The organism is Actinophytocola xinjiangensis (assembly GCF_001921215.1).
GTDB classification, from domain to species: domain Bacteria; phylum Actinomycetota; class Actinomycetes; order Mycobacteriales; family Pseudonocardiaceae; genus Actinophytocola; species Actinophytocola xinjiangensis.
This window is the reverse complement of record NZ_MSIF01000001.1, coordinates 233163-249998: the sequence shown is the minus strand read 5'-3', so window position 1 is coordinate 249998 and position 16836 is coordinate 233163. Positions and strand designations below refer to the sequence as shown.

At 70.9% G+C, this 16836-nt stretch carries 17 protein-coding genes; 7 read left to right on the top strand and 10 right to left on the bottom strand.

All coding sequences use genetic code 11. The annotated features are described in order from the left end of the window. Positions 1-62 precede the first annotated feature (62 nt). Complete coding sequence (locus BLA60_RS01225; protein ID WP_075130790.1) at positions 63-1466, top strand: OFA family MFS transporter; 1404 nt, start codon at positions 63-65, stop codon at positions 1464-1466. 2 nt (positions 1467-1468) lie between these two features. Further along, positions 1469-1606, top strand: a complete 138-nt coding sequence (locus BLA60_RS42885) for an MFS transporter small subunit (protein ID WP_154814042.1) — start codon at positions 1469-1471, stop codon at positions 1604-1606. On the opposite strand, the gene BLA60_RS01220 is transcribed toward BLA60_RS42885, so the two are convergent. The 3 genes from BLA60_RS01220 to BLA60_RS01210 are packed head-to-tail and all read right to left on the bottom strand — an operon-like array spanning position 1575 to position 3100. After that, the gene (locus BLA60_RS01220; RefSeq protein WP_075130789.1) at positions 1575-2135 is read right to left on the bottom strand and encodes a TetR/AcrR family transcriptional regulator; all 561 of its coding nucleotides are present in this window, start codon (positions 2133-2135) and stop codon (positions 1575-1577) included. The two genes, BLA60_RS42885 and BLA60_RS01220, sit on opposite strands and share 32 nt — an antisense overlap. Further along, on the bottom strand, positions 2132-2455 hold the full coding sequence (locus tag BLA60_RS01215; RefSeq protein ID WP_075131430.1) for a DMT family transporter: 324 nt from the start codon (positions 2453-2455) through the stop codon (positions 2132-2134). Before BLA60_RS01215 ends, BLA60_RS01220 begins: the two co-directional genes overlap by 4 nt. A 54-nt stretch (positions 2456-2509) precedes the next feature. Beyond that, positions 2510-3100 carry a PadR family transcriptional regulator gene (locus BLA60_RS01210; RefSeq protein ID WP_075130788.1) on the bottom strand — a complete coding sequence of 197 codons (591 nt, stop codon included), beginning with the start codon at positions 3098-3100 and terminating at the stop codon, positions 2510-2512. Between the two features lie 102 nt (positions 3101-3202). Here BLA60_RS01210 and BLA60_RS01205 point away from each other — a divergent pair, with 102 nt between their 5' ends. Continuing rightward, positions 3203-3658 (top strand): SgcJ/EcaC family oxidoreductase, encoded by a 456-nt coding sequence (locus BLA60_RS01205; RefSeq protein WP_075130787.1) that lies wholly within the window; start codon positions 3203-3205, stop codon positions 3656-3658. A 24-nt stretch (positions 3659-3682) separates the two neighbouring features. Here BLA60_RS01205 and BLA60_RS01200 read toward each other — a convergent pair whose 3' ends face one another. Together BLA60_RS01200 and BLA60_RS01195 are read right to left on the bottom strand one after the other, a co-directional pair. Further along, positions 3683-4222, bottom strand: coding sequence for a type 1 glutamine amidotransferase domain-containing protein (locus tag BLA60_RS01200; RefSeq protein ID WP_075130786.1), 540 nt, complete (start codon positions 4220-4222; stop codon positions 3683-3685). Positions 4223-4261: 39 nt separating this feature from the next. Further along, on the bottom strand, positions 4262-5602 hold the full coding sequence (locus tag BLA60_RS01195) for an NAD(P)/FAD-dependent oxidoreductase (RefSeq protein ID WP_075131429.1): 1341 nt from the start codon (positions 5600-5602) through the stop codon (positions 4262-4264). Positions 5603-5690: 88 nt separating this feature from the next. Between BLA60_RS01195 and BLA60_RS01190 the strand changes: the two genes are divergently transcribed. After that, the gene (locus BLA60_RS01190; RefSeq protein WP_075131428.1) at positions 5691-6305 is read left to right on the top strand and encodes a 3-keto-disaccharide hydrolase; all 615 of its coding nucleotides are present in this window, start codon (positions 5691-5693) and stop codon (positions 6303-6305) included. A 17-nt stretch (positions 6306-6322) separates the two neighbouring features. Then, positions 6323-6949 carry an alpha-ketoglutarate-dependent dioxygenase AlkB gene (locus BLA60_RS01185; RefSeq protein WP_075131427.1) on the top strand — a complete coding sequence of 209 codons (627 nt, stop codon included), beginning with the start codon at positions 6323-6325 and terminating at the stop codon, positions 6947-6949. 95 nt (positions 6950-7044) lie between these two features. Here the strand turns inward: BLA60_RS01185 and BLA60_RS01180 are convergent, their stop codons facing one another. Beyond that, entirely contained in the window at positions 7045-7326 is a 282-nt protein-coding gene (locus tag BLA60_RS01180) for a metal-sensitive transcriptional regulator (RefSeq protein WP_075130785.1), read from the bottom strand. Positions 7327-8607: 1281 nt separating this feature from the next. Here BLA60_RS01180 and BLA60_RS01175 point away from each other — a divergent pair. Continuing rightward, a complete protein-coding gene (locus BLA60_RS01175; RefSeq protein ID WP_075130784.1) occupies positions 8608-10365 on the top strand; it encodes a BCCT family transporter in 1758 nt (585 codons plus the stop codon). Here BLA60_RS01175 and BLA60_RS01170 read toward each other — a convergent pair. Further along, positions 10362-11345, bottom strand: a complete 984-nt coding sequence (locus tag BLA60_RS01170) for a C40 family peptidase (RefSeq protein WP_075130783.1) — start codon at positions 11343-11345, stop codon at positions 10362-10364. The genes BLA60_RS01175 and BLA60_RS01170 overlap by 4 nt on opposite strands. 189 nt (positions 11346-11534) lie before the next feature. On the opposite strand from BLA60_RS01170, the gene BLA60_RS01165 reads away from it, so the two are divergent. Then, positions 11535-12377: a metallophosphoesterase family protein gene (locus BLA60_RS01165; protein WP_075130782.1), complete on the top strand. Its 843-nt coding sequence runs from the start codon at positions 11535-11537 to the stop codon at positions 12375-12377. Here the strand turns inward: BLA60_RS01165 and BLA60_RS01160 are convergent. Genes BLA60_RS01160 through BLA60_RS01150 form a run of 3 tightly spaced genes read right to left on the bottom strand, consistent with a single transcriptional unit; the run spans position 12366 to position 16730 of the window. Then, positions 12366-13565: an acetyl-CoA C-acetyltransferase gene (locus tag BLA60_RS01160; protein WP_075130781.1), complete on the bottom strand. Its 1200-nt coding sequence runs from the start codon at positions 13563-13565 to the stop codon at positions 12366-12368. The two genes, BLA60_RS01165 and BLA60_RS01160, sit on opposite strands and share 12 nt — an antisense overlap. 25 nt (positions 13566-13590) lie before the next feature. Then, on the bottom strand, positions 13591-15993 hold the full coding sequence (locus BLA60_RS01155; protein WP_075130780.1) for an ABC transporter permease: 2403 nt from the start codon (positions 15991-15993) through the stop codon (positions 13591-13593). Further along, positions 15993-16730, bottom strand: coding sequence for an ABC transporter ATP-binding protein (locus BLA60_RS01150; protein ID WP_084734518.1), 738 nt, complete (start codon positions 16728-16730; stop codon positions 15993-15995). The genes BLA60_RS01155 and BLA60_RS01150 overlap by 1 nt, the downstream gene beginning before the upstream one ends. Positions 16731-16836 lie beyond the last annotated feature (106 nt).

The following is a 16836-nucleotide window of genomic DNA, read 5'->3' as shown; positions in this document are numbered from 1 at the left end:
CGTTGTAGGTTGTGAACTAGGTTCCCTGCATACCGCATACGCTCCCCGTACGGAGGTGTGTCGTGGCCGCCCTGTCGTTCCTCGATCGCGAGCACACAGTCGCCAGTCCGGGCTACAGCAGGTGGCTCATCCCGCCCGCCGCGCTGGCGATCCACCTGTGCATCGGTCAGGCCTACGCGACCAGCGTGTACAAGAACGCGCTGGTCGAACACTTCGACACCAGCCTGACCGCCGTCGGCATCGTCTTCTCCATCGCGATCGTCATGCTCGGTGTCTCGGCCGCGATCATGGGCACCTGGGTCGAGCGGGTCGGCCCGCGCGCGGCCATGTTCACCGCAGCGTGCTTCTGGGCGGCGGGCTTCCTGATCGGCGCCCTGGGCATCGCGACCGGCCAACTCTGGCTGGTGTACCTGGGGTACGGGTTCATCGGCGGTATCGGCCTGGGCATCGGCTACATCTCGCCGGTGTCCACGCTGATCAAGTGGTTCCCCGACCGGCCGGGCCTGGCCACCGGCATGGCGATCATGGGGTTCGGCGGCGGCGCCCTGGTCGCCTCGCCGCTCTCACGCCAGCTGATGTCGTTCTACGACCCAGCCTACGACTCCTCGGTCGCGTCCTCGGTCGCCTCCGGCGACGCCGTCGCGAAGCTGTTCCTCACCCTGGGCATCGGCTACTTCCTGGTGATGATGCTCGGCGTGTTCAACGTCAAGGTGCCGCCGCCAGGCTGGCGCCCCGCCGGCTTCGACCCGACCAAACTGAAGGCGAAACCGCTGGTCACCACGGCGAACGTGTCGGCGGCCAATGCCATCAGGACCCCGCAGTTCTGGTTGCTGTGGACGGCGTTGTTCTGCAACGTGACTGCCGGCATCGGCATCCTGGAACAGGCCAGCCCGATGATCCAGGACTTCTTCCGCGAGGGCGGCACGTCCAGCGTCGCGACCACGGCCGCCACCGCGTTCGTCGGTCTGCTCTCGATCTTCAACATGGCCGGCAGGTTCGCCTGGTCGTCCACCTCGGACTTCCTCGGCCGCAAGCCGACCTACGTCATGTACCTGGGCGTCGGGATGGTGCTCTACTTCCTGCTGGCGGTCGCCGGACACACCTCGACCGCCGTCTTCGTCCTGCTCGCCGCCGTGATCATCTCCTTCTACGGCGGCGGTTTCGCCACCGTTCCCGCCTACCTGCGCGACCTGTTCGGCACCTACCAGGTCGGCGCGATCCACGGCCGCCTGCTGACGGCCTGGTCGGCGGCCGGCATCGCCGGACCGCTGATCATCAACGGTTTCCTGGACGCCCGGGGCGAACCGGGCGAGCTCGTCGCGGCCGACTACCGGCCGGCACTGTTCACCATGATCGGGGTGCTCGCCGTCGGTTTCGTGGCGAACCTGCTGGTCCGCCCGGTCGCCACCCGGTTCCACGAGTCGGCCGACACCACCGACGCGTTCGCCGAGGCAGGGAGGAAGTAGCCGTGACCGAACCGTCCGCACCCGCCGGCCGGCCGAACCAGTCCGTGCGTCTGGTGGTCTCGTGGCTGATCGTCGGCATCCCGCTGGTCTACGCCCTGTACCAGACGATCAAGTCGATCCTGCCGTTGTTCGGGGGTTGACCAGGGCGTCCAGACCGGCCCGCAGCCCCTCCTCGTCCGGTGGCTGCCCGCTGGCCAGCGACCGCAGCACCGTGCCGTCGATCAGTGCGGCCAGTGCGAACCCCCGCTCCGGCCCGCCGGCGATCCGCGCGCAGATCCCGCGCAGACCGTCGATCCACAGCACCGCCGCCGGCCGCAGTTCCGGCACCCGGGCCGCGGCGAGGGTCAGTTCGTAGCAGACCAGGGTCACCTCGCGGTCGTCGAGGCAGTCGCGGACCAGGGCGATCAGCGTGCCGACCTGGTCGTCGCCGCCGGTCAGCTGGTCGGCCCACTGCTCCAGCCCGGCGCGCGCGGCCTCGGTGACCTCGCGCAGCGCCTCGGCGACCAGGTCGTCCAGTGTCGGGTAGTAGTAGGTCGTCGACCCCAACGGCACGCCGGCCCGCTCGGCGATCAGGCGGTGGGTGGCCCTGGCGATCCCCACCTCGGCGATCACCCCGATCGCGGCGTGGACGATGGCCCGCCGCCGGCCCTGCGGATCGCGCCTGGTCACTGTGCCGCACCTCCGAGGTTGAGGGTCACCACGCCGCCGATGATGAGCAGGACGCCGAGCACCTTGGCCAGGTCGATCGACTCGCCAAGGAACACGACCCCGATCGCGACGATCAGCGCGGTGCCGAGGCCGGCCCACATCGCGTAGGCCACGCCGACCGGGACCTGGCGCACGGCCAGCGAGAGCCAGGCGAACGAGCCGGCGTAGAGGGCGAGGACCAGCACGGTGGGCCACAGCCGGGAGAACCCGTCGGTCGTCTTCAGCAGGCTGGTCGCCACGACCTCGAACAGGATCGCGCACGCCAGGAAGAGGTAAGGCATGACGAAACTGTACATCAGTACATGTACATCTGTACATGTACATCTGTACAAGTTCTAGACCGGGAAGGTCGTGGCGACGGCCGCACTCGGCCACCGCAACCGCCCGTCCCCCAACTCGACCAGGAACCCGGTCACCCAGTCATGCTCGCCACCCAGCCGGGCCGCCTCGAACTCGGCCTCCACCAACAGGATCCGCTCCACCCCCACGGCCGAGCGCAGGTCACCCAAGAGCGCCTCCCGCTCCCCCGCCAGAGCGGCGACCCGCTCACGCAGCGCGGTCTCCACGCGAGCCTGAGGCAGCGCCGCCGCCAGCGACAACGCGGCGACGAACAGCGTCGCGTCCCGGTCCGGGGTGGCCAGCAGCCGGGAAAGCCGGTCGCCGAGCGCGTCCCGCCCGGCCTCGGTGAGCCGGTACAGGGTGCGTTCCGGCCGACCCTCCGCCCGGTCGACGTGGTCGACCGCGATCAGCCCGTCCCGCTCCAGCCGATCGACCGAGTGGTACATCGACCGAGGTAGCCCGGTCAGGTAGTCCTTGCGCGTCTTGACCACGAACCGCTGCATCTCGTAGGTGTGCCGCGGCCCCAGCGTCAACATCGCGAGCACAGTCAACCCGACGAGATCCCGGTCCTCACGCCTCAGTGTCATCACGCCTCCTCCCGGCCAACGCTAATGCACCTTGCACTAACTCGATCCGTGACCTAGATTAGTGCACATCGCACTAAAGCGCTTTGCACTAGGGAGATCGACATGACCACTCAGCTCACCGACGACACCGCCCAGGCGATCACCGCCGTTCTCGACCGCATGGTCGCGGCCTGGGACGCCGGCGACGCGCACGCCTACGCCGCCGAGTTCACCGAGGACGCGTCGTACGTGATCTACGCCGGCATCGCCTACCAGGGCCGCGAGGAGATCGAACGCTCCCACGTCACCGTCTTCGAGACCTACCAGCGCGGCAGCAGGATGACCATGAAGGTGCTGTCCACGACCGCGCTGTCCGACGACGTGGTCGTCGTCCTGACCGAGGGCGGCCTGAGCAGGCGCGGGCCAGCGCGGCTCACCAAGGTCCAGACCTTCACCCTCGTCCGCGAGGGCGACGTCTGGCGCTGCGCCGCGTTCCAGAACACGAAGAAGAACCGGATGATGATCGCCGTCAACACCTGGGACACCCGCCGCCGACAGCGCGCCGCCGACGGACGGTGATCAGGCCAGCGATCAGGCCAGCGATCAGGCCGGTGCGATCGCTTCGACCGTGCGGGCGCAGAAGGCGTCCAGGTCGTCCGGGCGGCGACTGGAGACCAGGTCGTCGTCGACGACGACCTCCTGATCGACCCAGGTCGCGCCGGCGTTGCGCAGGTCGGTGCGCAGGCTCGGCCAGGACGTCATCGTGCGACCGCGCACCACGTCGGCCTCGGCGAGCACCCAGCCGCCGTGGCAGATGACCGCGACGGGCTTGTCGGCGAGCACGAAGTCCCTGACGAACCGCACGGCCCGGTCGTCGGCCCGCACGAAGTCCCCGTTGGCCACTCCGCCCGGCAGGACCAGCGCGTCGTAGTCCTCCGGTCGGGCATCGTCGATCACCCGGTCGACAGGCCGCCGGTCACCCTTGTCGAGGTGGTTGAACCCCTGGATCTCCCCGGCCTGGAGGGAGATCAGCTCGGGACGTCCACCGGCGTCGGCCACCGCTTGCCAGGGCCGGTCGAGCTCCACCTGCTCGACACCGTCCGTCGCGATGAAGGCCACTCGCTTTCCCTCGATCGTGGGCATTGACGTTCACTCCTCTGTGGGTTGGCCTGTTCTGCCGTACTACCCGGACCGGTCGGTGGCAAACTCCTCCGGCCGCGGCGCGTCGTCACTGTCGGCGAGGCTGACGCCCTCCTCCGGCACCATTCCGAAGTGGACGATCTGGCGGCGGGTCACCAGGTCGGCGGCCCAGTCGAAGGCCACCCGCAGCCGGTTCGACGGCAACGCCATCAGGTGGTACCCGCGGGTCACGATCTTGGCGGCGAGTCCCCGCAACGGGATGTGCAGCGGGTCGGCCACCGCCTGGGTGCCGGCGAGGTCGACGACGAAACCCAGGTCCCGGTGGCGGTACTCGCGTTCCTGGCCGAACCCGAGCGAAGCCGCGACGTTGATCGCGGCGATCCGGCCCTGCCGCTGCGCGTGCTGGGCGGTCATCGGCGTGATCTCCCCCGGCCGCACCAGGTCGGGCACCGCGGCGACGTCACCGGCGGCGAACACGTTCGGGTGACCCGGCACCCGGAGGTGGGTGTCCACGTCCAGCCGACCCTTCGTGGTGGACAGGTTCAGCGGCTCGACCAACGGGTCCGGCCGCACGCCGACGCACCAGGCGACCGTGCGGGTCGGGATCTCGGTGCCGTCGGTCAGCCGGACGCGGTTCTCGGTGACCTCGCTGACACTGGTCCGCAGCCGGACCTCCACACCGCGCCGTTCGAGCACCTCGCGGGCCGGGCCGGAGAGCCGTTCGGCCAGGTTGGGCAGCACCCGGTCGGCCATGTCGACCAGGATCCACCGGACGTCCTCCTCGTGCAGGCCCCGGTAGCGGCGCAGCGACTGGTGCGCCAGCTCCTGGCCCTGCGCGACCAGTTCGGTGCCGGTGTAGCCGGCGCCGACCACCACGAACGTGGCGCGCTCCCGGCGCTCGACCGGGTCGTCGCTCTGCTCGGCGAGTTCCAGCTGGCGCAGCACGTGGTCGCGCAGGTAGACGCTCTCGGCCACCGACTTGAACCCCTTGGCGTACCGGGCGACGCCGGGGATCGAGAGCAGCCGGGTCACGCTGCCGGAGGCGATGACCAGGCGGTCCCAGGCCAGCTCGGTGGTCTCGCCCTCGACGTTGGTGACCGTCACGGTTCGTGCCGCCAGGTCGATCCCGGTGACGTGACCGAGGACCGCCCTGGTGCGCCGGAGCTTGGTCCGCAGCGGCACGGCGACCTGCCGGGGGTCGAGCGCGCCGCCGGCGACCTCCGGCAGCAGCGGGACGTAGAGCATGTAGTCGGTCGGGTTCACCGCGAGCAGTTCGGCCGCGCCCGGGGTCAGCCGGCGTTCCAGCGTGCGCAGGCAGTGGAATCCGGCGAACCCCGTACCGATCACGACGATCCTGGGGCGCCGCGCGAGCTGGCTGGTCATGGTGTCACCCTTCGTCGGCACGTGGGCGTCGGCGTACCCGGGCCGTCGGCGGGCCAACCGTCGGGGCTCCCGGTGTCACACTGTGTGGGTGCGACGCTGGCTTCCCCTGCTCCTGCTGCTTGCCGCCTGCTCCTCACCAACAACCACCCCGGCATGTGACGACGACCCGATCGAGCTGTTCGACGGTGACTCGCTGTCAGGTTGGTCCCACGCCGGTCCCGGCGGTGTCGACGCCGAGGACGGCGTGCTCCGCACCCGGGGCGGGATGGGTCTGCTGTGGTACTCGGCCCGGTCGTTCGGCGACCTCGACCTGCGGCTCGACTGGCGGGTCACGCGGGAGACCGACAACTCCGGAATCTTTCTGAGATTCCCCGATCCAGGTGACGACCCCGGGGTCGCCGTCACGAACGGCTACGAAATCCAGATCAACGACAACCCCCAGGGCGACCCCCAGAAGACGGGCGCGATCTACAACGTCCAACCCCCCACCGAGTCCGCGTCCAGGCCGCCCGGCGAGTGGAACACCTACCGCATCACCGTCACCGACCAGCGATTTCAGGTCTGGCTGAACGACACCCTGGTCAACGATCTGACCAGCTCCGACCCTCAACGCAGCGCCACCGATGGTTACATCGGGTTACAGAACCATGACCCCGACAGTGTCGTGGAGTTCCGAACAATCTCGCTCACGTGTTCGAATTGACGTGTAGCGTGACCGCCATGAACCACGGACTGCAGGGCTCCCTGCTCGACGACCTCGACGACATCGGCCTGCGCTCGCTGGCTCCCGTCCAACGGACGGAGCTGGGCGCGGGCGCGTGGATCGACACCAGACCCGGCTGGCTCAAGGGCGCCGGCACACTGTTCGACCGCCTCTCCCGCGAGGTGCCGTGGCAGGCAGAACGCCGCCGGATGTACGACCGCGTGGTCGACGTGCCCCGGCTGCTGTGTTTCTACGACGAGGCCGACCCACTCCCCCACGAGGTCCTGACCGCCGCCCGCGAGGCGCTGACCGAGCACTACGCCCCGGAACTCGGCGAACCGTTCCGCACCGCCGGCCTCTGCTACTACCGCACCGGCCGCGACAGCGTCGCCTGGCACGGTGACCGGATCGGCCGGGGCGACACCGAGGACACCATGGTCGCGATCCTGTCGGTGGGTGCGCCGAGGGACCTGTTACTCCGGCCGCGCGGAGGCGGTGAAACCCTCCGCTACGCCCAGGGCCTGGGCGACCTCATCGTGATGGGTGGGTCGTGCCAGCGCACCTGGGAGCACGCCGTCCCCAAGACGGCACGACCGGTGGGCCCGAGGATCAGCATCCAGTTCCGCCCCCGCAACGTCCGCTGACCCCACACCCACGACCGGCCACCGAGGCGACCTGGGTGATGGCCCCACTGGCGAGTCGGCGTGCCGGTGACTCCGCGAGGGTTGCCGGGCCAGGGTCAGGAACGAACCAGGCGGGCGATGGCCTCGCTGGCCTCGCGGACCTTCTCGTCGGCGTCCTTGCCGCCGTCGACGAGGGCCTGGGCCACGCAGTGGCGAAGGTGCTCGTCCATGAGGCCGAGTGACACCGCCTGCAGCGCCTTGGTCGCCGCCGAGATCTGCGTCAGCACGTCGATGCAGTACTCGTCGTTCTCCACCATCCGCTGCAGTCCGCGGACCTGTCCCTCGACGCGGCGCAGACGCTTCAGAAAGCCGTCCTTGTCGCTCGTGTAGCCCCGCATCCCGGGTCCCTTTCCGCCGAATCGAACAATCCCACCAACCCAGCATACCCGAGGGGGGTAATAGGCGCACCAGGCCGAAACAGCACGATACCGGTCCCACGAACACCCGGCGGACGACCGGTCACCGAATCCGCCCGAACCTTCACAGCACGGCACCGGCGAGGCCCGGCACGCCCACCGGCGACACCACAGCACGGCACCGGCGGGGCCTGTCTCCGCGCTCGCCTCCGTAATGAGCGAGACGACGTTGCCTCGGCATTGCCGGCAAGACCGGCGCACACCAGAGGCGCGAGCGGCCGACGGCGCCGCATCAGCCCCCGAGGCTCGCGCGACCGCCGGGAAGACCTCGGCGCGTGCGGTCACAACCAGGTCGATGTCGCGGCGAGCTCCCTCCGAGCGAGGAACGAGTTGGTTCACCAGGCGTCGCAACGCGGCCGCGGGCTCCTCGTTCGCCGTTGTTTCCTCGTCAGCGACGAACGCGGGCACGATGTCGCGGCGGGGACGTCGGCCCGATCACGACGGACCCGCCGGTCGAATCACGCACTACTCGGCACCGCCGCGAGCACGGCACGCCAATACCCATGCCCATCACATTCCGGACCGACACCTTTCTGCCGCACCTGACACCTCAAGGAGTCGACCCATGCGAGAACGTCACCTCTCGAACCGACCACGTGCCGCGTTGCCCTCACTGCCACATTCCCGACAGGCAAAGACTTTCGTTCACCATGAACGCCTGAAAGTCCGCTCTGGCAACAACATCCGAAGACCGTCGACCTGGTGGACCGAATGGCCATTGTGGACAGACGTTCCACCGGGATCGGCCACGCGACGGAGGCCACCATGAGACTGTTGGAGAAATGTCTGATTTGTCGCATTTGTTCGATTGGGTAGGACGCCGCCGGCACCGCCGCGATCGATCTCCTGTTCATTCCACTGTGGAGTGTGGATCGACACTCCCGGATGGACTGTCGACGGTCCTCTGATGGCGGCGGGAGCGGGTGCCGATCGCCCTCCTGGGCTGGTCACCGTACCGGCGATCGCCCCGGCGCGCGAACGGATCATGGAGAACTCTTTTGCGTAACGAATTATCGTCCCGGCGCGCCTTGGTGCACATTGCGCAACAGGCCGGCCTCCCACCGTTGCCGTACGGTCTAGGCTGCCGCGAGTCGTATACAGCCGAACCAATCGGAAGGGAGGCATCGCGCCGGTTGGGTTCGGCGCGGACTCACCAGTATGGACGATGAACTGACGAAGGCACCCGAAGCCACCGGACCGGGAATGCCGAGTACCGATGCCAGCTCCGACACCCCGGAGCTGGCCGCCGAGCGGCCTCCGGTCACTGACAAGGTCGTTTTCGGCGTCGCCGCCGCGTTGACCGTGGTATTCCTCGCGTGGGGTGTCTTTGGCACCGACTCGATGGTCAGCGTGGCCAACACCATTCTCAACGAGGGCATCATCCCCTACGGCGGCTGGGCTTTCGTCCTTGTCGCCAGTGGCTTCGTTCTGTTCGCGATCGGACTCTCGATCAGCCGGTACGGACGAATCCCACTCGGCACCGACGAAGAAAAGCCGGAGTTCCGCACGGTCTCCTGGATCGCGATGATGTTCAGCGCCGGCATGGGCATCGGACTGATGTTCTTCGGTGTCGCCGAGCCGGTCCAGCACCTCATGGGACCGGCGCCGGGCACCGATCTGCCTGCCTCCGACGCGGCCGTGCACACCGCCATGGCCACCACCCTGTTCCACTGGACCGTCCACCCGTGGGCGATCTACGCCGTGGTCGGGCTCGCCATCGCCTACAGCACCTTCCGCCGTGGGCGGCGCCAGCTGTTCAGCTCGGTGTTCGCCCCGCTGCTCGGTGAGCGGCGCGCGGAAGGACCGATCGGCAAGGCCATCAACGTGATGGCCATCTTCGCCACGCTGTTCGGGTCGGCCGCCTCGCTCGGGCTCGGCGCGCTGCAGGTCGGCGAGGGCATGGCGTTCGTCGGCTGGGTCGGCGAGCCGGGCACCGCGCTGATGGTCGCCATCATCGCGGTGCTGACCATCGCGTTCGTCGCCTCGGCGGTCTCCGGCGTGGCCAAGGGCATCCAGTGGCTGTCGAACATCAACATGGTGCTGGCCTTCATCCTGGCGGCGTTCGTGTTCGTGGTCGGCCCGACCGTGCTGATCCTCAACCTGGTCCCCGGCGCGATCGGCGACTACGTCCGCGAGTTCGCCGAACTGTCCGGGCGCACCGGCGCCACCGGCGGCGAGGCCATGCAGAGCTGGCTCGGCGGCTGGACGATCTTCTACTGGGCCTGGTGGATCTCCTGGACGCCGTTCGTCGGCATGTTCATCGCCCGGATCAGCCGGGGGCGCTCGATCCGCCAGTTCATCGCCGGCGTGATCCTCGTGCCCAGCGTCGTGAGCCTGTTCTGGTTCGCCATCTTCGGCGGTGCGGCGATCCAGCAGCAACGCGACGCGGTCGAGGCCCAACACCTCACCCCGGGGCAACTGGCCGAGCACAACGCCAACGGCACGATGTCGGAGGTCTACGACCCGAACACCTGGGTCTACAACCCCGACGGCACGTCCCAGGCGATGACGTTCTCGTTCCTCGAACACCTACCGCTCGCGACCCTGGCCGCGATCCTGGTGATCATCCTGGTGTCGATCTTCTTCGTCTCCGGTGCGGACGCCGCGTCGGTCGTCATGGGTACGTTGTCGCAGGGCGGATCGGTCCATCCGAAACGCAATGTGGTGATCTTCTGGGGCATGCTCATGGGTGGCGTCGCCATCGTGATGCTGCTCGCCGGCGAAGGCGGAACCAACGCACTGACAGGTCTACAGAACCTGACGATCATCGTGGCGGCACCGTTCGCCGTGGTGATGATCGGGTTGTGCTGGTCGCTGTGGCGCGACCTGCGCAAGGACCCGCTGGTGCTGCAGGAGGACGAGATGATCGCCAGCCTCCGCAAGGAGTCCGCCGCCCGGGCCGGCGCCCGCCGCCTCGGCCGCCGCAGGAAGGACCAGCGAACCGACGATCCAACCAACTAGGAGGCGATCACCCGACGGATCACGGTGATCGGGCCGATGGCGTCGATGCCGGACAGCTTCACCGACTCCCCGAAGCTGGGGGCGTGCACGGCCCGCTGACCGTCGACCGCGATCGCCACGTGGTGAACGGGCTCGTAGTAGAAGATCAGGTCGCCCGCGCGGACATTCGCGCGGGCGACCCGCTGTCCGACCTGGGCCTGCTGGCGCGAGACCCTCGGCATCCGGACCCCGGCCGACGCGAACGCCGTCTGCACCAGACCCGAGCAGTCGTAGGAGTCCGGGCCGACCGCACCCCACAGGTACGGCTTGCCCATCTGCGCCACCGCGAACTCCAGCATCCCCCCGACCCCGCCACCGGGGATGACGACCTCGCCGCCGAAGTCGTCCATGGTGGCCAGCAGCGAACGCTGCTCGGGGGTCAGGTTGTCCAGCGCGCCTCGAACCTCGCTGATCTGCCGGTCGAGGTCGCCCTGACGACGGCGCACCTCCTCGGCACCCTTCGCGACCTTCTTCTCGGCCTGCTCGGCCGCCCGCTCGGCGGTCTCGGCCGCCCGCGCCGCCTGCTCCGCCTCGGCCAGCGCCACGTCGTCCTCGCCGCCGGAGCCGGTCAGCTGGGTGGCCAGCGCGGCGCCCTCGAGGCGGGCCAGCAGGTCGCCCGGGCTCTCGCTGGCGGCGAACGCCGACAGCGCGTCCATGCCCCGGCGCCGGGCCAGCACCTCGGCCATCCGGTCCAGGTTCGGCACGGTGGCAGCCCGGCGGCGGGCCCGGCCGGCGGTCTCCTTGGCCTCGTCGGCGGCCACCTTCGCCGCCTCCGACGTGCGCTGTTGGCCGGCCAGCGTCTCCTGGAAGATCAACAGTTCCTCGTTGACCCGCTCGGCTTCCTTGCTCAGGTCGTAGTAGTGCGCGAGCAGTCCGGCGACCGTGGTCGGCTGGCCGGCGGCAGGGGCCGGCGCGACCAGGGTGGTCGCCGCCAGTAACACGGCACCACCCAACGAGACCCGAACTCCGCGCACCGCTGTCCCCCTCGTGAGCATTGATCCACGCTCGTTCTGCGCTCATTCTGCGACACCGACCCGCGCCCCGGAGCGGATACCTCCCCACCGGACGCACACGTCTGCACCAACGGACGGTAGGCGAGGAGGGATAACAGGACCGTTAGGGTCAGCCGGGTGAGCACCGGCATTCTCTCCGCGGTCAGTGACCTGCATGTCTCCTACACCGAGAACCGCGACGTCGTCAACGACCTCAGACCGTCCTCGGACGCCGACTGGCTGCTGGTCGCCGGGGACGTCGCCGAGCGGTTCTCCAGCATCGAGTGGGCGCTGGGGGTGCTGCGGGAGCGATGGGCGAAGGTCATCTGGGCGCCGGGCAACCACGAGCTGTGGACCCCGCCGGACGACCCGGTGCAACTGCGCGGCGTCGACCGGTACGAGGCGCTGGTGGAGCTGTGCCGTCGGCTGGACGTGCTGACCCCCGAGGACCCCTACCCGACCTGGGAGGGCCCCGACGGCCCGGTGGTCATCGCACCGCTGATGACCCTCTACGACTACACCTTCCGCCCGCCGGGCTGCGCGACCAAGGAGGAGGGCCTGGCCTACGCGCACCAGACCGGTGTGGTGTGCACCGACGAGTACCTGCTCCACCCGGACCCCTACCCGACCCGCGACGACTGGTGCCGCGCGCGGATCGAGCTGACCGCCGGCCGCCTCGACGCGCTGGACCCGGCCCTGCCCACGGTCCTGGTCGGCCACTACCCGCTGGTCCGCACCCCGACCGACGTGCTGCGCTTCCCGGAGTTCGCCCAGTGGTGCGGCACCGAGGCGACCGCCGACTGGCACACCCGCTACCGCGCGCAGGTCATGGTCTACGGGCACCTGCACATCCCGCGCACCACGCACTACGACGGCGTCCGCTTCGAGGAGGTCTCGCTGGGCTATCCGAGGGAGTGGAAGCCGCGCAACCGGCCGCACGGCCTCCCCCGCCAGATCCTGCCCGGCCGGTCAGCGGGCTGACTCGAACACCGCCGCCATCCCCTGGCCGCCGCCCACGCACATGGTCTCCAGGCCGTAGCGCACACCCCGGCGGTCCATCTCGTGCAGCAGCGAGGTCAGGATCCGCACGCCGGTGGCGGCGATCGGGTGCCCGAGCGACACGCCGCCGCCGTTGACGTTGAGCCGGTCGGGGTCGTCCCAGCCCCAGCCCTGGAGCACGCCGAGCACCTGGGCGGCGAACGCCTCGTTCAGCTCGACGAGGCCGAGGTCGTCGAAGGACAACCCGGTGCGGGCGAACAGCTTCGCCACGGCGGGTACCGGGCCGATGCCCATCTCGGCTGGGTCGCAGCCGGCGGCGGCCCAGCCGACGAGGAACCCGAGCGGGGTGAGCCCGAGGGCGTCGAGCCGGTCCTCGGCGACGACCAGGCACGCGGCGGCGGCGTCGTTCTGCTGGCTGGCGTTGCCGGCGGTGACGGTGCCGTCGGGGAAGATCGTGCGCAGCCGGGCCAGTGCCTCGGGGGTGGAGTCCGGCCGCACTCCCTCGTCCCGGTCGAACACCACCGGGTCGCCGCGCCGCTGGGGCACCTCGACCGGCACGACCTCGGCGGAGAACCGGCCAGCGTCCCACGCGGCGGCGGCGCGCTGGTGGCTGCGGGCGGCGTAGGCGTCGGCCTGTTCGCGGGTGATCCCGTGGCGCCGGGCGACGTTCTCGGCGGTCTCGACCATCCCGGAGATCTTGCCGAACCGCCATTCCGGCTGGGAGCGTTCGCGGCCGCGGTCGAGCCGGTCCCACAGCTGCACGCCGCCGGACCTGCTCCCCCACCGCACACCGGTGGTGTAGTGCTCGGCGTTGCTCATGCTCTCCACGCCGCCGGCGAGCACCACGTCGGCGACGCCGGTCTGCACCATCATCGCCGCGGTCGCCACGGCCTGGAGGCCGCCGGCGCAGCGCCGGTCGAGTTGCATGCCGGGCACCTCGACCGGCAGGCCGGCGTGCAGCGCGGCCCACCGGCCAACGCACGGGGTCTCGGCGTTGGCGTAGGACTGGGCGAACACCACGTCGTCGACCTGGGCCGGGTCGACGCCGGAGCGTGCGACGACGGCCTTCACCACGGTGGCGGCGAGGTCCTCGACGGGTACCGGTCGCAGGGTCGCGCCGAACGCGCCGACGGGGGTACGCAGCGGGGTCACGATGGCGGCTCGTCTCATGTCCCGCATTCTCACCCGGGGAGGGCTACCGGGTCGCTATGGCGACGAGCACGTCGGTGCGGGCCGCGCGCCGCGCCGGCCACAGCGCGGCGAGCACGCCGACGGCGACCATGCCGGCCAGCGACACGCCGATCACCAGGTACGGCACGGAGATCGCGAACAGCTCGCGGCCGAGCATCACGTGCTGCATGACCGCGCCGAACCCGACGCCGACCACGATCCCGGTGATCCCGCCGTAGCCGCAGATCACCAGGCTCTCGACGCGGACCGCGCGGCGCACGAGCCGGCGGCGGGCCCCGACGGCGCGCAGCACACCGATCTCGCGGCGGCGTTCGAGCACCGACAGCGCCAGCGTGTTGACCACGCCGAAGATCGCGATCACGACGGCCGCGCCGAACATCGCGTACATCACCGCGAGCACGGCCGCGAACTCGCCCATGTCCTCGTCGATCACGCCTTCGCGGTCGGTGACCCGCACGTCCGGTCGGCCGGCGAAGGCCCGGTCCAGGGCGGTGCGCACGGCGGCCGGGTCGGTGCCGGTGGCGTAGACGGTGGTGGTGCGGTCGCGCAACCAGGCCGGTGCGGCGGCGACGTCGAGGTAGAACAGCGGTTGTGCCTCGGTCGTGGTGTGCAGGCCGACGACCGGGCGGGTGACGCGTTCGCCGTCGAAGTCGAGGGTGACCTGGTCGCCGAGGCCGACGCCGAGCATCGCGGCCTCGTTGGTGCCGACGACGAACCCGGTGCGCAGGTCGGCGGTGCCGGCGACGAGCGGCGGTGTCAGCAGCGTGCCGAACGCGTCCGGTTCGATGGCCGACACGGTGGTCCGGCCGCCGGTCGCGACGGTGGCGGAGCCGTACCGTTGCGCCGCGGCTCCGGTGACGCCCGGGGTGTCGCGGACGCGGTCCAGGACGTCGGTGCCCAGTGGTTCGTCGCCGGCCGCCGGGCGCAGGACGGTGGTCGTGGCGGGGACGGTGGCGCGGACCGTGTCGCCGAACATCGACACCATGGTCTCCCCGAGGGTGGCGAACGCGCAGACCAGTGCGAGACCGACCAGCAGTGCCGAGGACGTGGCGGCGGTGCGGCGCGGGTCGCGCAGCGCGTTGCGGGCGCCGAGGCGGGTGGCCGGCCCGCCGAGGCGGGTGAGCAGCGCGGCCACCGGCCGCAGTGCCGCGGACAGTTCCGGCGCGAGCACCAGCACGCCCAGCCAGGCGACGATCCCGCCGACGAGGCCGACGATCCGCTCGGTGGTGCCCAGGTCGTCGACGCCCGAGGTGGCCGCGACGGTCGCGACGCCGGCCGCCACCAGCAGCAGGCCGGCGGCGACCCGGACCCGGCGGGTGCGGTGGGGCGGGGTGAGGGCGTCGGTGCGCAGCGCGGCGACCGGGGCGACGGTGGCGGCGCGCCGGGCGCAGGCGTGCGCGGCGACGACGGTCACGCCGACGCCGACCGCGTAGCCGACGAGGATCCCCAGCGGGGACACGACGAACTCCGTGTCGTCCTGGGCGAGGACGAGGGCGGTGAACGCGAGCGCGAGGCCGAGCAGGACGCCGCCGGTCGCGCCGGCCGCGCCGAGGGCCGCCGCCTCGCCGAGGACCGCGCGGCGGACCTGCCGGCGGGTGGCGCCGACCGCGCGCAGCAGCGCGTACTGGCGCACCCGCTGGGTGACCAGCATGGCGAAGGTGTTGGCGATGACGAACCCGCCGACCAGCAGGGCGACCGCGGCGAAGGCCAGCAGCGTTTCCCTGGTCGACCCGGCGGCGGCCTCGGCGTCGGCGGTGGCTTGCTCGCCCAGTGCCCGCGCGGTGTCGACCTGCCGGCCGGGCGCCGGGGGCACGGCGATGTGCTCGCCGGTCAGCTCGATCCAGTGGTAGGAACCGAACATCGACCGCGCGCTGTCCTGGTCGTAGGCCAGCCGGGGCGCCGGTTCGGACCCGACGGTCCGGTAGCCGAAGGTGCCGACGACGGTGGCCCGCACCTGCCGGCCGTCGGCCAGGAACACCCGCGCGGTGTCCCCTGTGGACAGTTCGGTGCCGTCGGCGGCGGCGACCTCGCCCGGCCCGCGCGGCTCGCGGCCGGCGGTGAGCACGAAGCGGTCGGTGCGGTCCCAGCCGGTGCCGGCGGTGTCGTGCGGGCCGGCGACGAGTTTGCCGTCGGCGCCGACGAGCGCCGCGCGGCCGGCGAGCACCCCCCGCGCGGCGCTCACCCCGGGCAACGCGGCCAGGTCGGCCAGGTCGGCGTCGGTGAGGTCGTGGCCGCTGACCACGACGTCCACGTCGGATCTCAGGTCGGTGGCCCGGACGCTGGCGGCGGTGGAGTCGGCCAGCACCCAGCTGGACACCACGAACGCCACGCCGAGCACGATCGAGGCCAGGGTCATCGCCAGCCGGCCGCGGTGGGCACGCAGGTCCCGCACCATCGCGCGCCACATCAGGCGACCCGCTCAAGGGTCTTCATCCGGTCCAGCACCCGGTTGGCGGTCGGTTCGGTCAGCTCGCCGGCGAGGCGGCCGTCGGCGAGGAACAGCACGCGGTCGGCGTACGCGGCGGCGGCCGGGTCGTGGGTCACCAGCACCACGGTCCGGCCGAACTCGTCGACTCCCCGGCGCAGCAGCGCCAGCAGCGCTGCGGAGGACCGCGAGTCCAGGGCGCCGGTCGGTTCGTCGGCGAACACCACGTCCGGCGAGGTCACCAGTGCGCGGGCGCACGCCACGCGCTGCTGCTGGCCGCCGGAGAGCTGGGCCGGGCGGTGGCCGAGCCGGTCGCCGAGGCCGACGGCGGCGACGATCGCGTCGACCAGCGCCGGGTCGGGCCGCCGGCCGGCGAGGTCGAGCGGGAGGGTGATGTTCTCCAGCGCGGTGAGCGTCGGCAGCAGGTTGAACGCCTGGAAGACGAACCCGACCCGGTCGCGCCGGACCGCTGTCAGCTGGTCGTCGGACAGGCCGGACAGGTCGACCTCGCCCAGGCGGACCCGCCCGGAGCTGGGGGTGTCGAGCCCGGCGACGCAGTGCATGAGCGTCGACTTGCCGGAGCCGGACGGGCCCATGATCGCCGTGAACTGTCCACTGTGGAAGTCCACGGTCACGTCGTCGAGCGCGACGACACGGGCCTCGCCCTCGCCGTACACCTTGGTCAGGCCGTCCGCGCCGGCCGCTGTCGTTGTGGTCACGGGGCACAACGGTGGCCCTCGGGCGCGGTCGGCACATCGGACCGGGGTCGGGTCGTGGCGGTCCACCCGTGGGTGGACCCGCCGGCGCGCCGCGCCGGTTACCGTC